Annotated in this window: 21 protein-coding genes; 15 read left to right on the forward strand and 6 right to left on the reverse strand. The window is 65.7% G+C overall.

Annotated features, from left to right (window positions below; genetic code table 11):
• Nucleotides 1-9 precede the first annotated feature (9 nt).
• Both AC5Y3Z_RS02450 and AC5Y3Z_RS02455 read right to left on the reverse strand, forming a co-directional pair.
• Nucleotides 10-534 (reverse strand): GNAT family N-acetyltransferase, encoded by a 525-nt coding sequence (locus tag AC5Y3Z_RS02450; RefSeq protein ID WP_463827786.1) that lies wholly within the window; start codon nt 532-534, stop codon nt 10-12.
• 8 nt (nt 535-542) lie between these two features.
• Nucleotides 543-1,403, reverse strand: coding sequence for an oxidoreductase (locus tag AC5Y3Z_RS02455; protein ID WP_473139138.1), 861 nt, complete (start codon nt 1,401-1,403; stop codon nt 543-545).
• A gap of 72 nt (nt 1,404-1,475) precedes the next feature.
• Here AC5Y3Z_RS02455 and AC5Y3Z_RS02460 point away from each other — a divergent pair, with 72 nt between their 5' ends.
• Genes AC5Y3Z_RS02460 through AC5Y3Z_RS02470 form a run of 3 tightly spaced genes read left to right on the forward strand, consistent with a single transcriptional unit; the run spans nt 1,476 to nt 3,002 of the window.
• Nucleotides 1,476-1,643: a hypothetical protein gene (locus AC5Y3Z_RS02460; protein WP_463827628.1), complete on the forward strand. Its 168-nt coding sequence runs from the start codon at nt 1,476-1,478 to the stop codon at nt 1,641-1,643.
• Nucleotides 1,644-1,657: 14 nt separating this feature from the next.
• Complete coding sequence (locus AC5Y3Z_RS02465) at nt 1,658-2,008, forward strand: hypothetical protein (protein WP_473139139.1); 351 nt, start codon at nt 1,658-1,660, stop codon at nt 2,006-2,008.
• A gap of 25 nt (nt 2,009-2,033) precedes the next feature.
• On the forward strand, nt 2,034-3,002 hold the full coding sequence (locus AC5Y3Z_RS02470; RefSeq protein ID WP_473139140.1) for an NADPH:quinone oxidoreductase family protein: 969 nt from the start codon (nt 2,034-2,036) through the stop codon (nt 3,000-3,002).
• Nucleotides 3,003-3,013: 11 nt separating this feature from the next.
• Here AC5Y3Z_RS02470 and AC5Y3Z_RS02475 read toward each other — a convergent pair whose 3' ends face one another.
• Genes AC5Y3Z_RS02475 through AC5Y3Z_RS02485 form a run of 3 tightly spaced genes read right to left on the reverse strand, consistent with a single transcriptional unit; the run spans nt 3,014 to nt 4,662 of the window.
• Nucleotides 3,014-3,292: a cytochrome C oxidase subunit IV family protein gene (locus tag AC5Y3Z_RS02475; protein ID WP_463827626.1), complete on the reverse strand. Its 279-nt coding sequence runs from the start codon at nt 3,290-3,292 to the stop codon at nt 3,014-3,016.
• Entirely contained in the window at nt 3,289-3,879 is a 591-nt protein-coding gene (locus AC5Y3Z_RS02480) for a cytochrome c oxidase subunit 3 family protein (protein WP_463827625.1), read from the reverse strand. Before AC5Y3Z_RS02480 ends, AC5Y3Z_RS02475 begins: the two co-directional genes overlap by 4 nt.
• Before the next feature lie 3 nt (nt 3,880-3,882).
• Entirely contained in the window at nt 3,883-4,662 is a 780-nt protein-coding gene (locus AC5Y3Z_RS02485; RefSeq protein WP_473139141.1) for a hypothetical protein, read from the reverse strand.
• Between the two features lie 240 nt (nt 4,663-4,902).
• Here AC5Y3Z_RS02485 and AC5Y3Z_RS02490 point away from each other — a divergent pair, with 240 nt between their 5' ends.
• From AC5Y3Z_RS02490 to AC5Y3Z_RS02545, 12 genes are all read left to right on the forward strand, one after another.
• Nucleotides 4,903-5,721, forward strand: a complete 819-nt coding sequence (locus tag AC5Y3Z_RS02490; RefSeq protein ID WP_473139142.1) for a hypothetical protein — start codon at nt 4,903-4,905, stop codon at nt 5,719-5,721.
• Entirely contained in the window at nt 5,648-6,727 is a 1,080-nt protein-coding gene (locus AC5Y3Z_RS02495) for an acyl-CoA dehydrogenase family protein (protein WP_473139143.1), read from the forward strand. Before AC5Y3Z_RS02490 ends, AC5Y3Z_RS02495 begins: the two co-directional genes overlap by 74 nt.
• 100 nt (nt 6,728-6,827) lie before the next feature.
• Nucleotides 6,828-7,994 (forward strand): acyl-CoA dehydrogenase family protein, encoded by a 1,167-nt coding sequence (locus tag AC5Y3Z_RS02500; protein WP_463827621.1) that lies wholly within the window; start codon nt 6,828-6,830, stop codon nt 7,992-7,994.
• A complete protein-coding gene (locus AC5Y3Z_RS02505) occupies nt 7,994-8,761 on the forward strand; it encodes an SDR family NAD(P)-dependent oxidoreductase (RefSeq protein WP_463827620.1) in 768 nt (255 codons plus the stop codon). Before AC5Y3Z_RS02500 ends, AC5Y3Z_RS02505 begins: the two co-directional genes overlap by 1 nt.
• Entirely contained in the window at nt 8,761-9,963 is a 1,203-nt protein-coding gene (locus tag AC5Y3Z_RS02510) for a thiolase family protein (protein WP_473139144.1), read from the forward strand. The genes AC5Y3Z_RS02505 and AC5Y3Z_RS02510 overlap by 1 nt, the downstream gene beginning before the upstream one ends.
• Nucleotides 9,964-9,976: 13 nt before the next feature.
• Nucleotides 9,977-11,200, forward strand: coding sequence for an acetyl-CoA hydrolase/transferase family protein (locus AC5Y3Z_RS02515; protein ID WP_473139145.1), 1,224 nt, complete (start codon nt 9,977-9,979; stop codon nt 11,198-11,200).
• On the forward strand, nt 11,197-12,138 hold the full coding sequence (locus AC5Y3Z_RS02520) for a hydroxymethylglutaryl-CoA lyase (RefSeq protein ID WP_463827617.1): 942 nt from the start codon (nt 11,197-11,199) through the stop codon (nt 12,136-12,138). The genes AC5Y3Z_RS02515 and AC5Y3Z_RS02520 overlap by 4 nt, the downstream gene beginning before the upstream one ends.
• A gap of 31 nt (nt 12,139-12,169) precedes the next feature.
• Nucleotides 12,170-12,928: an SDR family NAD(P)-dependent oxidoreductase gene (locus AC5Y3Z_RS02525; protein WP_473139146.1), complete on the forward strand. Its 759-nt coding sequence runs from the start codon at nt 12,170-12,172 to the stop codon at nt 12,926-12,928.
• Nucleotides 12,929-12,970: 42 nt separating this feature from the next.
• A complete protein-coding gene (locus AC5Y3Z_RS02530) occupies nt 12,971-13,756 on the forward strand; it encodes an enoyl-CoA hydratase/isomerase family protein (protein WP_463827615.1) in 786 nt (261 codons plus the stop codon).
• Between the two features lie 19 nt (nt 13,757-13,775).
• On the forward strand, nt 13,776-14,588 hold the full coding sequence (locus AC5Y3Z_RS02535; RefSeq protein ID WP_473139147.1) for an enoyl-CoA hydratase/isomerase family protein: 813 nt from the start codon (nt 13,776-13,778) through the stop codon (nt 14,586-14,588).
• Complete coding sequence (locus AC5Y3Z_RS02540; protein ID WP_473139148.1) at nt 14,585-15,439, forward strand: enoyl-CoA hydratase/isomerase family protein; 855 nt, start codon at nt 14,585-14,587, stop codon at nt 15,437-15,439. Before AC5Y3Z_RS02535 ends, AC5Y3Z_RS02540 begins: the two co-directional genes overlap by 4 nt.
• Nucleotides 15,440-15,546: 107 nt before the next feature.
• Nucleotides 15,547-16,047 carry a DUF732 domain-containing protein gene (locus AC5Y3Z_RS02545; RefSeq protein ID WP_463827612.1) on the forward strand — a complete coding sequence of 167 codons (501 nt, stop codon included), beginning with the start codon at nt 15,547-15,549 and terminating at the stop codon, nt 16,045-16,047.
• 18 nt (nt 16,048-16,065) lie between these two features.
• Here the strand turns inward: AC5Y3Z_RS02545 and AC5Y3Z_RS02550 are convergent, their stop codons facing one another.
• Nucleotides 16,066-16,728 (reverse strand): CAP domain-containing protein, encoded by a 663-nt coding sequence (locus AC5Y3Z_RS02550; RefSeq protein ID WP_473139149.1) that lies wholly within the window; start codon nt 16,726-16,728, stop codon nt 16,066-16,068.
• Nucleotides 16,729-16,732 lie beyond the last annotated feature (4 nt).

Here is a 16,732-nt window from a genome sequence, read left to right on the forward strand (position 1 = left end):
CGCCGGCCCTCAGGCCAGTTCGGTGGGCGGGTCCACCTCGTCCGCCGCCGAGATGGCGTCGCGCTGCCACCACTGCACGTCGTGCCAGGCCCCGAGTTTCCACCCGACCCGGCGAAAGTGGCCGACCGGCTCGAAACCGAACGCTGCGTGCATTTCGTTGCTGGCCTCGTTCGGCTGGGCGATGCAGGCGAACACCCGCCGGAACCCCCGCCCGGCAAGACGTTTCAGCAATTCGGTATACAGCATGCGCCCACCGCCCGAAGCCTTGCGATCCGGTGAGAGATAGATGCTTGTCTCCACCGCCCAGCGGTAGGCCGAACGCGGGTGAAACCGGCTGGCGTAGGCGTAGCCGACAACCGTCCCGTCGTCCTCGAGGACGAGCCATTCGTGACCCACCTGGGCCGCTTCGATGCGGTCTGCCATGTCCTCGACGGTCGGCACTTCGGTCTCGAAGGTGATGGGGGTGTCCAGCACGTAGGGGCGGTATATCTCGACACAGGCCGCGGCGTCGGCGGCGGTGGCGGTGCGGACCAGTTGCGGCACTAGCCGGCAATCGCGTCGAGTTGGATACGGACATCGTCGTCGAGTTCGATGTCGGCGACCGCAAGATTCTCCTCCAGATGCTGCACCGACGAGGTGCCAGCGATCAACAGGACGTTGGGCGCCACACTCAGTGTCCACGCCAGCGCAACCTGTGCCGGAGTGTGCCCGTACTGCGCGGCCGCCCGGACCACCACCGCGTTGCCCAATACCGGGTTGTGCACCCCGGCGAAGGCCGATCCCAGCGGGAAGAACGGCACGAAAGCGATACCGCGCGAAGTGCATTCATCCACCAGCGGCATCGCGGCGCGATGGACGAGATTGAAACTGTTCTGCACACAGGCGATCTCGGTCATCTCCAGCGCGTGCAACAGTTGTGCGTGGGTGATCTCGCTGAGCCCGATACCGCCGATCAGGCCTTCGTCGCGGGCGGCGATGAGGACGGCCAGCTGGTCGTCGAAGAGTTGGTCCGGTTCGGTGCTCTCCATCACCCGCAGGTTGACCACCGCCAACTGCCCGACACCCAAGGTGCACAGATTGGCTTCCAGATCCCGGCGCAGATCGCCCGGATCGGACAACGGCAGCCAGGCGCCGGTGTCGTCGCGTCGGCCGCCGACCTTGCTCACCAGCGCCAGATCCTCCGGGTAGGGATGCAGCGCCTCCCGGATGAGTTCGTTGGCCACCTTCGGCCCGTAGTACTGGGCGGTATCGATGTGGTTCACCCCCAATTCGACCGCGCGCCGCAACACCGACACCGCAGCCGCTCGATCGCGCGGCGGCCCCAGCACGCCGGGCCCCGGCAGCTGCATGGCTCCGAAGCCGACCCGGGACACCGAGTGGCGACCGAGTGGAAATTGCTCCATCACGTGAGATTAGCGTTGAGCCGACAGTCTGATTGCGGCGCACCGGGACGGCGACCGCAGCGAGGAATGAGCATGGATCGAGCCACCAACGGCGGCAGCTTGCTGCGGCAGCCGCTGTTCTGGACAAGCCTGGCATTGCCGGTGGCCATCGCCGTAGGGATCGGGACCCAACGAGCACCGTCCGGGCCGCCGTGGTGGGTGCTGGTGGCGCAGCGCAGCAGTGGTGGCGTCGAACCCTGAAAGGCACCTGCTTCATGTACGGCGGCATCGGTGTGAGCGTGGCCGTCATATCCGGTTGCATCCGATTCCTCGCGAAGAAGGGTGAATTACGTTTGCGCTGGGGCCTTTTCGGTGCCTTCGTCTTCTTCTGGGTCTTCGTGGTCGGTGGCGCGTTGAACTCCAGCCAAAACGAGATCACGGCCGGTCGAACCTCGAAGCCGACAGGTCTGGTGTTGATCGTCAAGAGTTTGCTCGGTCTCACCGACCGCGCCACGCCCCTACACATCCGCGGCCTGGATCGGCCTGCTGGCTATGTTTGGCTCTCTGGCCTACGCGGTCAGTGGGCCCTCGGCCGGCAATCGCGACGAGCCAGGGCCGTAGATTGACAGAAGGTTCAACATCGGAGGTGGCATGCGCGCAGCACGGGTGACTCGGCTGGACGGTCCGGACGCTATCGAGGTGGCAGACGTCGACGAACCCACCGGCGACGGCGTGGTGGTCGAGGTGCACGCCGCCGGGGTGGCATTCCCCGACGCGCTGCTCACCCGCGGCCTCTACCAGTACCGGCCCGATCCGCCCTTCGTGCTTGGCGCCGAGATCGCCGGGGTGGTCCGCTCGGCCCCTGACGGTGCCCACGTCAAGGCCGGCGACCGGGTGCTGGGCCTGACCATGCTGACCGGCGGAATGGCCGAGGTCGCGGTGTTGACACCAGACCGGGTGTTCAAGCTGCCCGAGAACCTCAGTTTCGAGGCCGGCGCCGGGGTGCTGTTCAACGACCTGACGGTGTATTTCTCGCTGGCCGTCCGCGGCCGCCTGGCCCAAGGCGAAACGGTACTGGTGCACGGCGCCGCCGGCGGCATCGGCACCTCCGCGCTGCGGCTGGCGCCGGCCATGGGTGCCTCGCGCGTCATCGCGGTGGTCAGCTCCGAGGAGAAAGGCCAGATCGCCACAGCGGCCGGCGCCACCGACGTGGTGTTGGCCGACGGGTTCAAGGACACGGTCAAGGAGCTGACCAACGGCCGCGGAGTCGACATCGTGGTGGACCCGGTCGGCGGCGACCGGTTCACCGATTCGCTGCGTTCCCTGGCACCGGCCGGGCGGCTGCTGGTGATCGGCTTCACCGGTGGCGAGATCCCTACCGTGAAGGTGAACCGGTTGCTACTCAACAACATTGACGTGGTCGGCGTGGGTTGGGGGGCCTGGGCCGGTAAGCACCCGGGTGCGCTCGAACAGCAGTGGGCCGCGCTGGAGGAGCTGTTCACGTCGGGCAAACTGGCCGCCCCGGAGCCGGATGTGTTCCCGTTGGCGGAGGCCGCGGCCGCGGTGGCGTCGCTCGAAAATCGCAGCGCCAAAGGCAAAGTCGTGCTCCGGGTGCGCTAGATCGCGCGTAGTCAGACCCCGGCCGGCGTGGTCAGCCAGCAGCCCAGGATCACACCTGCGACTACGACCGGCCAGGCTTCGAAAAGCACGCGCACCGGTAGCGGCGCGCGGCGCAATTCCATGAAATCCAGAATGACGTACCGCACTTTGACCGCCGCAATCACAAACGTTCCCAGGACGGCGGCGGTGGGGCTGAACAGATCCTTGGACAGTCCCCACGTCGTCAGGCAGGTCAACACCATCAGACCCAGCCAGACGTGGGTGACCCGCTCCCGCAACTCCGACATCATGCCGCTTTCATCAGATACAGCAACGGGAACAACACAATCCACAACAGATCGACGAGATGCCAGAAGGATGCCACCGATTCCGGGACCGCCCGGCGGCCGCTGCTGAAGGCACCTCGCCGCGACCTGAGCCACACATACGTCAGCAGGCTGGTACCGAGCAACACGTGGGCCAGGTGGATGCCGGTCAGGGTGAAGTACCACATGTAGAAGGGGTTGGTTCCCGGGGTGATGCCGTGGGCGAATTTCTGGGAGTACTCAACAGATTTGGACACCACGAACATCAGCCCGGTGACCACTCCCCCGAGCAGGTAGCGGGGCACCCGGTCGACGAGGTCACGCTTGAGGGCTTGGATGGCCAGCGCGACCAACCACGAACTCGTCAACAGGATCAGCGTGTCCACCCCACCCAGATCGATGTTCAGGGTGTGCCGGGACGCCTCGAACAACGCCGGCTTTTTGAGCCGATCCTGCATGAATGTCAGGAACAGGATCGCGAAGATCACCGAGTCGGCGCCGATGAAGACCCAGATGCCCTCCAGTCCTGGAAGGCGTCTGGGTTCCACCCGCTCGGCGGTTTCGACGCTCACGAACTAGACGTGCGCAAGTTCGGCCGCAGCATCTTCGGCCTGTAGGCGCGGGATCGCTTTGATGATGAAGTAGGACACCGACGGGATCCAGAAGAACCAGGTGAAGAAGGCGATCCAGAAGCTGATCACGCCGTTGAAGGCCAGCGGACCGGTGGTGACGAACGGGATGGCGCTGACCGCGAAGAACGATGCGAAAGTGACCCAGCCCCACCAGCTGACCGCGCTGGGGACCAACTTCGTTTTCCGCTTGTCCCGCATGAAAACAATGCTGACAGCAGCGATTTGGAGAGACGTCACAAAATACGCCAGATCGAAGAGGAGCCAGCCCATCCAGTAGAGCAGGTGCATGGTCTCGGGCGGAAGATTGTCGACCTCGTGCGCGGCCGCCAGCCAGATCGCCAGCGTGACCGAGACGGGAGCGCAGGTGATGGTGCCGCCCATCATTTCGATCTTCGACAGGATCCCGCCGGGACCTTCGATGCGTTCCATCACTCGCGAGACCGCCACGCTGAACGACATGTAGAACGCGGTCATGGTGAGGCAGACGCTCAGTGCGATCAACAGCCGTGGTCGCAAGTCATGGAAATGCTGCTTGACCTCGGCTCCCGTTGCGCTGGCGGGGAATGGCGGCATGTTGTCGGCCACGATCCCCCACAGGCAGAAGACCGCGAACAGGAACACCGGACCGGTCCAGGCCAGGATCTTCCAGGTTCGGTAGTCCGTCGGGTACGGTTCCGGTACCCGCGCCGGGGTGTAGGGGGTGGGTTGAGTTTTTATCGCCATCGGTCTGCTCCTAGGACACGTTGTTGATGCGCATCGACACGATCCCGATCGATGCAGCTGCGGCACTTCGATCGTCACGCCGATGGGGTCGGGTTGGCTTCCCCCCAACGAGTCAAACTTTGTCTACCCCTTTGGGGACACCGGTCAGAGCAGCACCGCCAGGTCTGCCGCAGCCCTTGAATTTTTGGTCAGTCCATTTGTACTATCGAATCATTGTTGGTCACCGATGACGATGGGCGAATGATGCGGAACCGCGAAGGTTACGGCTCGCAGCGGATTGCACTGTGGTGCAACTGGATTTTCGTGGCGCTCACCGCGATCGGCTGGCTAGGCATCGCGCACTTCTACCATCCCGCGAGAGCCGACCTGGGGATGAACGCGACCAAGGTGTGGTTCAGCGAAACGCACCACTGGGGCACGATTATCGGCTGCAGCGTCTTCTACGTTGCCGCCGGAATCCTCACCCCCGGCTCCATCATGTTCGGCATCATGCTGGCCAAGATCGAGGGCCGGCGGCCGGTATGGTCGTTCACCACCGCGGTGTGCGGCGTCTTCATCTCGCTGATCGTCTTCCTCAATGCCTGCGCGTGGATCGTGTCGGCCTACCGCAGAGAGAGCGGATCCGACGTCATCCAGGCTTTCTACGACTGGGCCTGGTTCGCCTTCCTACTGGGCTGGATCTATCTGGCAATCGAGATGGCTGCGACCGGCGTGGTGGAGCTGATGGATCACCGCGATCAACCGATGGTTCCGCGCTGGTTCACCTGGCTGACCTTTGCCGGCGCGCTGACGTTGTTCTTCGCCGCCGGGCCGGCGTTCCTGAAGAGCGGACCGTTCGCCTACCACGGGTTGCTGGCGTTCTATGTCCCGGTTGCCGTCTGGGGCGGCTACCTCACCATCACGACATGGTTCATGTTGAAAGAGCTGGGCCGAGAAGCGGAGTCGGCTCGGGACGCGACTTCCGAAGTTGAAGGGCGAGAAGGTCATGCATTGGGAGCTGTCCGCAGAGCAACAACTGTTCGCGACGTCGCTACGGGAGTGGCTGGCCGACCGGGCTGACGCAGCCACGGTGCGCGGCTGGCTGGAGAACCGGGATCCGAGGTCCTTTGAGCACATCTTCGTCGAGGAGGGTTGGGCCGGGGTCGGTTTGAGCGAGGAACTCGGCGGTCAGGGCGGCGGCCTGTTGGAGCTGGCGCTCACCGCGCGCGAGCTCGGGCGCACGGCCGCACCGTCGGCCGGGTGGCTGCAGACCGCGCTCGTCGTCCCGACCCTGGCCTGCGAACCAGCCCTGGCCCGAGCTGCTACGGAGTCCGGTGAGGTGACCGCGCTGGCGGTGCGTGCCGATCGCATTCCGGCGGGGTTCGGGCCGGTGCGCGCCAGCGTAAACCGGTTGCACGGGCAGATTCCGTGTGTGCTCGCCGCGGCGCGGGCGCGGCACCTGTTGGTTCCGGTCACCGACGACACCGGCGCAACCCTGTGGCTGGTCGACGTCGCCGAGGCAGGGGTTGACATCCGCTCCCGCTCACTCCTGGACCGGTCACGGGAGGTTGCCGACGTCGAACTCGACGACGTCACCGCACGCCGGCTCGACGTCGACGCCACCAGCGTTCTCAGCGAAATTTCCACCTGGGCAGGGGTTCTCGTCGCCGCCGACGCGCTCGGTGCGGCCGAGCGGATGCTCGGCCTGGCCGTGGAATATAGCAAACAGCGCCATCAGTTCGGACAACCGATCGGTTCGTTCCAGGCGGTCAAACACGCCGCCGCGCAGATGCTGGTCACCATCGAATCCTCGATGTCCATCGTGTACTACGCCGCTCAATCCGCCGAGGAACAGTTGCCCGATCGGGCCGTCCACGCGGCGGTGGCCAAGGCCCAGGTCACCAGCGGGGCAGCTGAGGTCGCGGACAGTGCCCTGACACTGCACGGCGCGGTGGGTTACACCTGGGAGCACGACCTGCAGCTGTTCTACAAGCGCGCCAAGCTGGACCGGACGCTGTTCGGCGCACCGGCTACCTGGAATGAACGCATAGCGGCGGCGCTGCCGTTACTGCCCGCCACCGCGTGACGCCGATGGCAGCGCACCGGTTTCTTTTTGGTCTGTCCATTAGTATGATTTGCACTCGAGCTGATAAATCTTTCGTAGGCATCGTCGAGCGGAGATCGGTGTGGACTTCCAACTGAGCGAGGATCAACAGACGATCCGAGAAGCCGTCGCCGAATTGGCCGCAAAATTCGACGACCACTACTGGCTGACGAAGGACCAGAACCACGAGTTTCCGTCCGAGTTCTACGACGCCTTCGCCAGCGGTGGTTGGCTGGGCATCACAACTCCCGAGGACTACGGCGGCCACGGCTTCGGCATAACCGAAGCCTCGATCCTGTTGGAGGAAGTCGCGGCCAGTGGCGCCGGGATGAACGGCGCAAGTTCCATGCACATGTCGATCTTCGGCATGCACCCGGTGATCGTGCACGGCTCCGAGGATCTCAAGGCGCGCAATCTGCCGCGCATTGTCACCGGCGATCTGCATGTCTGCTTCGGTGTCACCGAGCCCGGTGCGGGCCTGGACACCACCAAGATCAGTACTTTCGCCCGCCGCGAGGGCAACCGCTACGTAGTCAACGGTCGCAAGGTGTGGATCTCGAAAGCGCTGGAATCCGAAAAGATTCTGCTACTGACCCGGACCACGAAGTTCGACGAAGTCAAGCGCAAGACCGACGGTATGACGCTGTTCTTCACCGACCTGGACCGCGACAAAGTCGAGATCCGCCCGATCCCCAAGATGGGGCGGAACGCGGTGTCGTCCAATGAACTCTTCATCGACGGCCTCGAGATCCCGGTGGAGGACCGCGTCGGTGAGGAGGGCCACGGTTTCCGCTACATCCTGGACGGCCTGAACCCAGAGCGCTGCCTGATCGCCGCCGAAGCGCTCGGCATGGGGCGGGCCGCGCTACGCGCGGCCGTCCGCTACGGCAACGAGCGGGAAGTGTTCGGACGGCCGATCGGGATGAATCAGGGCCTGCAGTTCCCGCTCGCCGATTCGCTGGCCCGCCTGGACGCCGCCGAACTGATCCTGCGCAAAGCCACCTGGCTCTACGACAACGGCAAACCCTGTGCGCGCGAGGCGAATACCGCCAAGTATTTGTGTGCCGACGCCGCTTTCGACGCGGCGGATCGCGCGGTGCAAACCCATGGCGGTATGGGCTACTCGGAGGAATACCACGTCGCGCGTTACTTCCGCGAAGCCCGACTCACCCGCATCGCACCGATCAGCCAGGAGATGGTGCTCAACTACCTGGGCGAACACGTGCTGGGTCTGCCGAGGAGCTACTGATGAATGCCCCCAGAGACGTGTTCCGACTCGACGGCCGCTCGGCACTGGTGACCGGTGCCGGCAGCGGCGTCGGCGAGGCTATTGCCCGCGCCTTCTCGGCAGCCGGCGCAGCGGTGCTGGTGACCGATATCGACAAGGACGCCGCCGTAGCCACCGCGGAGTCGATCGTGGCCGCCGGGGGTGTCGCGCAGCCGTTCGTCCTGGACGTGCGCGACTCGGCCGCCGCTGCCGAAGCCGCCGGCGCCGCAGCAGAACTCGGTGGCGGCGCCCTGCACGTCCTAGTGAACAACGCCGGCGCCATCGCCCCGGCCATGTTCGGCGACCTCTCGGAGGAGAACTTCCGTCGCATCGTCGACATCCACCTGGTGGGTAGCTTCGTGTGCAGTCAAGCCGCCCTGCCGCACCTGCCGACCGACGGCACCGGCCGAATCATCAACGTCACTTCCGCGGCGGGCCTGACGGGGACCATCGGCCAAGCCAATTACGGTGCGGCGAAGGCCGGAATCGTCGGCCTGACCAAGTCCCTGGCCAAGGAGTTGGCGCGGCAGTCGATCACCGTCAACGCCGTCGCCCCACTGGCCGCAACGGCCATGACAGCCAACATCCGCGGCAACGAAAAGCTGGCAGCCAAAACTCTCGCGCGAATACCGTTGGGCCGCTGGGCGTTCCCCGACGAGATCGCACCCACGTTCGTCTTTTTGGCCTCCGACGCGGGCTCCTACATCACTGGCCAGGTGTTGCCGGTTGACGGCGGGACGGTGATCTGATGGGGCGCACCATCAACGGGCCGTTCGCATCGACCGGGCGTGCGGTGTACATCACCGAAGCAGTGCGTACCCCGATTGGGAAGTCACACCCGGAGCGCGGCTGGTACCGCGACACCCATCCGAATGCAATGCTCGCCGCCTGCTATACCGAGCTGGTCACCCGCACCGGAATCGATTCCGCAACGGTAGAGGATCTGGTGATCGGCTGCACGGCACCGTTCGGCGAGCAGTCCCGCAACATCGCACGCAACGCCTGGTTGCAGGCCGGATATCCGCCCGAGGTGCCCGCCACCACGCTGGACCGGCGCTGCGGATCGGCGCAGACCGCACTGGCGATGGGTGCGGCCCTGGTGGCTTCCGGTACCCACGATGTGGTGATCGCCGGCGGCGTCGAACACATGGGCCGGGTCCCGATCGACTCACCCGCCAAGATCTCCGAGCTCTACGGCGACCCTTGGCCGGCCGAACTGCGGGACCGTTATGACTTTGTGCACCAAGGGGAAAGCGCCGAACTGATCGCGGATCGCTGGCAGCTGGGCCGCGCCGAAATGGACGAGTTTGCCGCACGCTCACACACGCTCGCCGCCAAAGCCATCGCCGACGGGCGGTTCCAGGGCGAAATGGTCCCGATGACACTTGACGGGCAGATCCGGTACTCCGATCAATGTGTCCGGCCGGACACCACGGTAGCGACCCTGGCCAACCTGAAACCGGTGTTCCGCAAGGAGAACGGCCGGATCACTGCGGGCTCGTCGTCACCGATCAGCGACGGTGCCGCCGCCGTGCTGCTGTGCTCGGACGCGGCCGTGCGCAGGTTCGATCTACACCCGCGCGCCCGTCTCGTCGACCAGACCACCGTCGGGGTGGACCCGATCATCATGCTGACCGGCCCCATCCCGGCTACCCGGAAACTGTTGCAGCGCAATAATATCGATATCGACGACATCGACCTGTTCGAAGTCAACGAGGCGTTCTCGTCGGTGGTTCTGGCGTGGCAGCAGGAATTGCAACCGGACACCGACCGGGTCAACGTCAACGGCGGAGCTATCGCCCTCGGGCACGCGGTGGGCGCTACCGGCGCCCGGTTGACGGCGACGGTGGTCGCCGAACTCGAACGCCGCGACGCCGACCTCGCGCTGGTGACGATGTGCTGTGGTGGCGGATTGGGCACTGCGACGCTATTGCAACGGGTCTCGGCATGAGCGAGTCCGCACCGTGATCGACTTCAGCAGTCACCTCAGCCGCGGCGACGGAGTCTGGTGGGGCCAGGCCGCGGCCGAACCCCGGCCACTGGTCGACGCCCTGATTCTGCAGAACCCGCGGATCGGCCCGATTCAGGTCTTCACCGGGCTGAGCTGGAATGACCAACTCGCCATCACAATTCCGGGCCGCATGTCGATGTCCTCCTACGGCGGCCTCGGCCAACTTCGCGAGCTGAGCCGTTCCGGACGTCTCGATGTGGTGCCGTGCCACTACTCGGCACTGCCGCGCATGTTTGCCGAACGACTGCTGCCCTGCGATGTCGGTCTCGTCCAAGTCTCCCCGCCCGACGCGGACGGCACCTGTTCGTTGGGCATCGGCGTCGACTATGTCGCCGATGCCATACCGCACACCCCGGTGCTGATCGCCGAGATCAACCAGAGAATGCCCGAAACCCTTGGCGCTCCTCGTATTCCGCTCGAGCGCTTTGCGGCGTGGGTCACCACCGACCGGCCGCTGGCCGAGGATCCCACCCGTCCGCCCGGCGACACCGAACAACGCATCGCCAGCCATATCGCCGAACTGATCGACGACGGCGACACCGTGCAGTTGGGCGTCGGCTCGATGGGTAGCGCGGTACTCGACGCGCTGGCCGGACACGAGCATCTGGGAGTTCATACCGGCATGGTCACCGACGGGTTGCTGCGGCTGGTGGACAAGGGCGTGGTCACCGGCAGTCGCAAAGAGATCGATCCCGGCGTGATCGTGGCCGGTACCGCGCTGGGGTCGGCTGAGCTGTACACCCGGCTGCCCGAGATGCCCGTCTGCTTCCTGCCCATCAGTTACACCCATAGCCCGCGGATACTTTCGCAACTGCAATCACTGGTGTCCATCAACTTCGCCGTCGAGGTCGACCTCACCGGCCAGGTCGGTGCGGAGGTGAGTCGCGGCGTGTACGTCGGTGCGGTCGGTGGGCAGGTCGACTTCACCCGGGCGGCCTCGCTCACCGGAAAGCGGTCGATCATCGCCTTGCGTGCGACCTCCGGCGGCCAGTCGACAATCAAGCCGTTCCTCGACGGTGGGGTGGTGAGCACAGCGCGTTCCGACGTCGACGTCGTCGTCACCGAATACGGTGTCGCACATCTGCGCGGCCGCAGTCTGCGGGAGCGCGCCCACCGACTCATACAGATCGCCGACCCCCGATTCCGCGATGAACTACTTGAAGGGAGCACGCTGTGAGCGCCTTGCCCAGGCAGGTCCACATCCGGGAAGTGGGCCCTCGCGACGGATTTCAGAACGAACCGGAAACTATCGCCACCAGCGACAAGATCGACCTGATCAATCGGCTCGCCCAGACCGGGCTGCGGCGCATCGAGGTGGCCAGCTTCGTCCGCCCCGACGTCATCCCGCAGCTGTCCGACGGAGTCGAAGTGCTGCGTGGCGTCACCGTCCCCGCCGACGTATCGCTGATGGTGTTGGTGCCCAACAGCAAAGGGCTCGACAACGCGCTGCGGGTGCGGGACACGTTCTCAGAGGTCGCGATCTTCGTCAGCGGATCGGAGACACACAACAAGAAGAATGTGAACCGGACGATCGCCGAGTCGATGGCTGACAACGAGATCATTGCCAAACGCATTGTCGCCGAGAATCTCAAGTGCGCCGCCGTGATCGCCACCTCCTACGGTTGCCCCTTCGAAGGCCGGGTGCCGATGAACCGGGTCCTCGACATCGCCGAACAATTCGCGGCGGCCGGTGCCACCGAAGTGGGGTTCGGCGACACCACCGGCATGGCCAACCCCGCCTACGTAGGTGAGTTCTTCACCGCGGCCATCGAACGACTGCCCGGCGTGGAGGTCACGGCGCACTTCCACAACACCCGCGGCCAGGGCCTGGCCAACGCCTTTGCCGCGCTGCAGGCCGGGTGCACCAGCTTCGAGTCCAGTTTCGGCGAACTCGGTGGTTGCCCCGTCCCTAGAGGATCCACCGGAAACATCGCTTCGGAGGATCTGGTCAGCATGTTCGAGGAGATGGGCGTCTCGACCGGCATCTCGCTGCCGAGTCTGATCGACGCTGCCCGAGCCGCCCAGAACGTACTCGGCCGCACCCTGACCAGCCACTCCATCATCGCTGGGCCGATCGACTGGTCTGCAGGTTCGGACAAACGTTTCTGCCACTAGCGTCACTACCAATCACCACAAGGAGAAATTGATGAGTAATCGGGTCGCGTTCGTCACGGGCGGTGCCCAAGGCATCGGTCAAGGAATCTCGGAAACGCTGGGAGCCAACGGATTCCGGGTGGCGATCGCCGACCTGAACCTGGAAGCCGCCGAAGCCACCGCGAAGCGGATCGCCGAAGCCGGCGGGGAAGCCATCGCAGTCCAGGTCGATGTGACCAACACCGAGTCGGTCCGCAGCGCGGTCAAGATGGTCGCTGCCGAACTGGGTGAGATCGAGGTCGTGGTGAACAACGCCGGCTGGGACGACTTCATGCCCTTCCTGAAGACCTCAGAAGAGTTCTGGGACAAGATCATCGACATCAACTTCAAAGGCGCACTACGGGTGCTGCACGCAGTGGTGCCGGGCATGGTCGAGCGTGGCTTCGGCCGGGTGATCAATATCGGCTCGGATGCCGGCCGGGTCGGCTCGTCACTGGAGGCGGTCTACTCCGGGGCCAAAGGTGGCATTATCGCGTTCACCAAGACACTGGCACGCGAAGTCGCCACCAAGGGCGTCACTGCGAACGTGGTCTGCCCGGGCCCCACCGACACCCCGGCACTGCGCAAGTTCGCCGACAGCTCCGGGCAGGATGCCGACAAGGTGATCGGCGGGATGACCCGCTCAGTGCCGATGAAGCGACTCGGCCAGCCAGCGGACGTCGCTGCCGCGGTGGCCTTCTTCGCTTCCGACGCCGCCGAGTACGTCACCGGTCAGACGCTCTCGGTCAGCGGCGGACTGACGATGGCCTGACCGGCCGGCTGATCCAGTTACGCAGCGCTCGAAGGAGATCCAATGGTACAACCCGCAACCCGCGACCCGGTCGCATTGAACCATGACGGTGCCGTCATCGAAGTGGTGCTCGACAAGCCGCCCGCCAACGCCCTGGGGCCGGCGATCATCGCCGGCCTGCACCAGGCGATGGACTACGTCGCCACCACCCAAGCCAAGGTACTGGTGGTGACGTCGGCGGTGGACGGATTCTTCGCGGCAGGCGCGGACATCAAGCACATGTCCAGCGTCGACGCCACGTCGTTCCGCGAATACGGGGATGCGCTGCGGGGCGCGGTCGAGCGACTGGCCGGCCTGCCGCTCGTATCGGTCGCCGCGATCGACGGCCTCGCACTGGGCGGTGGACTCGAGTTGGCGTTGGCCTGCACCATGCGGGTCGCCACGACGCGGGCCCGCCTGGGCCTGCCGGAGGTCAAGCTCGGCCTGATCCCCGGCGCCGGTGGCACTCAACGACTTCCACGCGTACTCGGGCGGGGTCGGGCGCTGGACCTCATGCTGACCGGCCGCCAGGTGGGTGCAGACGAGGCGCTGGCGATCGGCCTGATCGACCGACTGGCCGAGCCGGGTATCACCGCACCGGCCGCCGCGCGAGAGCTGGCCGCCGAACTGTCGGCGTTGTCCACCCCCGCCCAGCTGGCAGTGGTGCGCACCGTCGACGCCGCCTACGACCGCCCACTGGCCGAGGGTCTGCGCTTCGAGGTCGACCAGATCCAGGACCTGTTCGAACACGGCGAAGCGATCGAGGGCCTGGACGCGTTCCTCGCCAAGCGCTCGCCGCACTTCGCTTAAGCACCCCCGGGAGATACCTGTGAACAACCTGCACCGCAGTTATCAGACGCTGTGCGTCGAATCGCCGACAGACGGAGTGATCCAGGTGACCCTGAACCGTCCGGACCGCTACAACGCCATGACGGTGGCCATGTTCGACGAGCTGGAATCAGTGGCCCGCGCGATCGGCGACGATCGCTCGGCGCGGGTCGTGATCCTGACCGGCGCGGGCAAGGCATTCTGCGCCGGCTACGACCTCGACGAGGCCGAGGAACTGGCGTCCCTCTCGGCACTGGGCATGCTGGACCGGCAGGAACGCGCCGCCCGCGCCCTGGGCGCGGTGCGGGCCATCCCGGTGCCGGTGATTGCCGCGGTCAACGGCGCGGCGGCCGGCGGCGGCATGTCGCTGACGCTGATGGCCGACATTCGGCTGGGATCACCGGCGGCGAAGTTCAACGCGGCGTTCGTGCGGATCGGCCTGTCGGCCGGTGACCTGGGCGCGTCGTGGCTGTTGCCGCGCTTGATCGGACCGGCCGCGGCCGCCGAAATCGGTTTCACCGGCCGCATTGTCGAGGCCGAGGAGGCCGAACGGCTGGGCCTGCTCAACCGGGTGACCGGCACGGACGACCTGCTCAAGCAGACCCTGGAGCTGGCCGGCCAGATCTGCGCCAACTCCCCCGGCGGCATTCGGCTGTCCAAACGGGCCCTGCAGGCCAATCTGGAAGTCGCATCCTTCGCCGCGGCGCTCGAACTGGAGAACCGCGGGCAGGCGCTGCTCACCCGCTGCGACGACATGAGTGAGGCACTGGACGCGTTCAAAACCAAACGCACACCGAATTTCTCCGGACGATGAGCATCAATCCTGTAGTGCCCCAATGGAATCGGGTGGCGCGACGACCACTGGACGATGTGCTTGACGAACTGCGCACCGCCCACACCCTCGCCTTCGACCAGCACCGGTCCGGCGTGGTGGTGATGAAGGTGAACCGCCCCGACCGCGGCAACTCGCAGACCATCGAGATGTTCGGTGAGATCGCCTGGGCCGCAGACGTGCTGCGGCATGCACAGCTGCGGGCACTGATCATCACCGGCGCCGGCGGCAAGACCTTCTGCACCGGATTCGACCTCGCCGAGATCGACGTGCTGACCCGGATGTCGGTCGCGGACTTCACTGATCTGGTCGAGACGGCCGCCGCCGGATCCACCGGGCTGCGCGCCCTGCCCTACCCCGTCATCGCCGCGGTCAGCGGGCCGGCCGCCGGCGGCGGATTGTCGCTGGCGCTGGCCACCGATATCCGAATCGCGGACCGGACAGCAAGTTTCAGTGCCGGTTTCGTCCGGATCGGTCTGTCGATCGGCGAATTGGGCACCTCCTGGAATCTGGCCCGCATTGTCGGACCCGGTCGGGCCGCCGAGATCGCCTTCACCGGGCGCACCGTGCGAGCGGCCGAGGCACTGCGGATCGGTCTGGTCAACCAACTGTGCGACACCACCACTGCGCTCGACGCGGCGCTCGCGCTGGCCGAATCGATCGCCGCCAACTCCGATGACAGCGTCCGCTCCACCAAGAACTCGATGCTGCGCGCCTTCGAGAACAACTCCTTCCAGGCCGCACTGGAAACCGAGAACCGCGGCCAGGCGCTCGCCATACAGGTGCCGACCACCAACCGTGCACTCGCCGAGCTACCCGGTCAACTCAGCTGACTGCCAACATATCTCGGTGGCGCCGACATCATGGCACCCCTGGGGAGGGTTCGGAAAACCTTCGATCGGGTGATGCGCCGGTTGCCGCCGATCCATAGGGTTGGCGGATGCCACCTCTAGACCACGGAAACGACCTCACCTGGCAGGCGATCCTGACCTCCGCGAGCTGGGTACTGACCGGGGTGTTGCTGTTGATCGCCCTCCGGCTCGGTGCCCGCGAACGTACGGCGGCACATGCCACGGGCCGGAAATCCGTGACTGCTTGGTGCACCGTCGCGACGGCCTCATTCGCGGCGTACGTGTCGGCGCCACCGGCGCAGGCCGCACCGGACCCCCAGGTGGAATACATGTACAACGTGACGGTGCGCCGGCATTACAACTGGCCCGCCGGCAACGACGCGCTCGGTTACGGCCACGGCATCTGTGATAAGGTCGCTGCCGGCAAGCCGTACCCGGCCGTCCTGGGTGAGGTGAAGAACGACGTCACCCCCAACGACGAGTTCGCCGCGAATTATCTGGTGTCCTATGCGGTTAACCTGTTGTGCCCCGACCAGATCTGGCAGTTGCGCAATTCCGCGGCAGGCTACCAACCGCCGCCGGCGGGGTAGCGCCCCGGTATCCGCCGGTTATTGCGCCGGCATCGCCGGCGGCGGGTACACGCCGCGCAGGATCCAGGGGAACCAGCTGATCGCGAACTCGACTTCATCGGAGGCGTCGTACTGCGGGCTGGGGTCGGTCGGTACGTTCGGCGGCAACACCACCACCGGGGCCGGCCCGGTCTGGGCGATCTGCGTGCTGGGGGGCGGCTTGCCGGACTGCCCGTAGACCGCCACCACCACGGTGCGATCCAGGCTGTTCTCCGACCAGACCCCGATTTGACCGTTACTGCAATCGGACATGATCGCCACGTAGCCGGGGTTGGAAACCCACTCGTTCATCAACTCGACGCTGCTGATCGCCATCGCCGGATTGATGGCCACGGTTTCGGTCACCCGGCCCGGGTATCCGGCGGCGCCCGCCCGGTCCTGTGGCGTGGAACCGTCGGAGCCGATGTCGCCGTCCAGGTTTCGATTGGCCATCATGTCCTGGGCATGCTGTTGGGCAGCCAGTTGCAGGGCCGGGCTCATGGTCACGTCATTGGTGCAACCAGCCTGATGCTGGACGGTGTAGACGTTGGCCACCACGCTGTCGTTGAGCCGCTTGTTGTCGGCATGTGCCACGGGTGCCCCCAGGACCGTGCCCGCGGCGGCGGCGAGCAATGCCGACGTGGCCAGTTGTCGATGTCGCATGTCA

The sequence above is a fragment of the Mycobacterium sp. NGS61 genome (assembly GCF_059812325.1).

Excerpts from the sequence above, each read along its gene's own strand:
- AC5Y3Z_RS02465 (WP_473139139.1), top strand. The coding sequence starts at position 1,658 with ATGTACGGCGGCATCGGTGTGAGCGTGGCCGTCATATCCGGTTGCATC.
- AC5Y3Z_RS02545 (WP_463827612.1), top strand. The coding sequence starts at position 15,547 with ATGCCACCTCTAGACCACGGAAACGACCTCACCTGGCAGGCGATCCTG.
- AC5Y3Z_RS02495 (WP_473139143.1), top strand. The coding sequence starts at position 5,648 with ATGCATTGGGAGCTGTCCGCAGAGCAACAACTGTTCGCGACGTCGCTA.
- AC5Y3Z_RS02510 (WP_473139144.1), top strand. The coding sequence starts at position 8,761 with ATGGGGCGCACCATCAACGGGCCGTTCGCATCGACCGGGCGTGCGGTG.
- AC5Y3Z_RS02550 (WP_473139149.1), bottom strand. The coding sequence starts at position 16,728 with ATGCGACATCGACAACTGGCCACGTCGGCATTGCTCGCCGCCGCCGCG.
- AC5Y3Z_RS02540 (WP_473139148.1), top strand. The coding sequence starts at position 14,585 with ATGAGCATCAATCCTGTAGTGCCCCAATGGAATCGGGTGGCGCGACGA.
- AC5Y3Z_RS02505 (WP_463827620.1), top strand. The coding sequence starts at position 7,994 with ATGAATGCCCCCAGAGACGTGTTCCGACTCGACGGCCGCTCGGCACTG.
- AC5Y3Z_RS02490 (WP_473139142.1), top strand. The coding sequence starts at position 4,903 with ATGATGCGGAACCGCGAAGGTTACGGCTCGCAGCGGATTGCACTGTGG.
- AC5Y3Z_RS02530 (WP_463827615.1), top strand. The coding sequence starts at position 12,971 with ATGGTACAACCCGCAACCCGCGACCCGGTCGCATTGAACCATGACGGT.
- AC5Y3Z_RS02485 (WP_473139141.1), bottom strand. The coding sequence starts at position 4,662 with ATGGCGATAAAAACTCAACCCACCCCCTACACCCCGGCGCGGGTACCG.
- AC5Y3Z_RS02455 (WP_473139138.1), bottom strand. The coding sequence starts at position 1,403 with ATGGAGCAATTTCCACTCGGTCGCCACTCGGTGTCCCGGGTCGGCTTC.
- AC5Y3Z_RS02470 (WP_473139140.1), top strand. The coding sequence starts at position 2,034 with ATGCGCGCAGCACGGGTGACTCGGCTGGACGGTCCGGACGCTATCGAG.
- AC5Y3Z_RS02475 (WP_463827626.1), bottom strand. The coding sequence starts at position 3,292 with ATGATGTCGGAGTTGCGGGAGCGGGTCACCCACGTCTGGCTGGGTCTG.
- AC5Y3Z_RS02525 (WP_473139146.1), top strand. The coding sequence starts at position 12,170 with ATGAGTAATCGGGTCGCGTTCGTCACGGGCGGTGCCCAAGGCATCGGT.
- AC5Y3Z_RS02460 (WP_463827628.1), top strand. The coding sequence starts at position 1,476 with ATGGATCGAGCCACCAACGGCGGCAGCTTGCTGCGGCAGCCGCTGTTC.